The organism is Streptomyces recifensis (assembly GCF_002154615.1).
GTDB lineage: Bacteria > Actinomycetota > Actinomycetes > Streptomycetales > Streptomycetaceae > Streptomyces > Streptomyces griseoluteus.
The window spans coordinates 1-724 of the sequence record NZ_MUNH01000727.1 but is presented as its reverse complement, the minus strand read 5'-3'; the positions used below and the strand labels follow the sequence as shown (position 1 = coordinate 724).

Genomic DNA, 724 nt, shown 5'->3' with positions numbered 1-724 from the left:
CCGCTGCCCGGAGCGCCGTACCTGAGCCCGGCGCCCCCCGCACCGGAGCGGAGCGGCGGCGGGAAGGACTGCGCGGCGGCCCCGGCCGGGAAGACCGGCGGGGGCGGAGACGATCCGGCCTGGAACGCCGGTGCGGAGGAAGGCCAGGACTGGGACTCCGCCCCCGCGAAGGACGACCCGCCCACCGTGGAGCACGGCGTGCAGGCCGGGGCCGGCGGCACCTTCTCCGACTCGGTACCCGCCCTCGCCGCGGGCGGTGCGCTGATCGCCGCCGCGGCCGGCGGAGCCGGGTACCGGCTGTACGGCCGCAGGCGCCCGGCCGGGCGCTGAGAAGCGGGCACCGGAGGCCGCTGTGACCGGGACGACGCCGGACACGAGCCATGCCGGGCCGTTCGGCGGGTACACACCTCCCCGAGGGCACCACCAGCGGGCACCCTGCGCACCCGCCACAAGGCACCGGACACCGGGGACACAGGGGATTCGGCACACGGACCGTGCGGAGGCGGAGATGCGGCGGAGGGAACCCGAGGGCCACGGCCCGGTCCGCTACGGCCCGCCGTTCCCCGCCGACGGCCTGCCCGTCCTCCCGGAACTCGCCGCCCGGCTCGCCGCCGCCGAACACCACGGCGCGGCCCAGCCCGCCGGCGGCGACCCGGCCCTGCTGGAGGCCGCCTGCGGCTACTGGACCCGGCGCTCACTGCCCTGCACCCCCCACCACGTGACC

2 pseudogenes are annotated in these 724 nt (G+C 78.9%); both read left to right on the top strand.

The features are described 5' to 3' along the window. Window positions 1-330: pseudogene (locus tag CCN33_RS28930) on the top strand (hypothetical protein); the annotation flags it as partial. A gap of 178 nt (window positions 331-508) precedes the next feature. Next, a pseudogene (locus CCN33_RS28925) lies at window positions 509-724 on the top strand (pyridoxal phosphate-dependent aminotransferase); the annotation flags it as partial.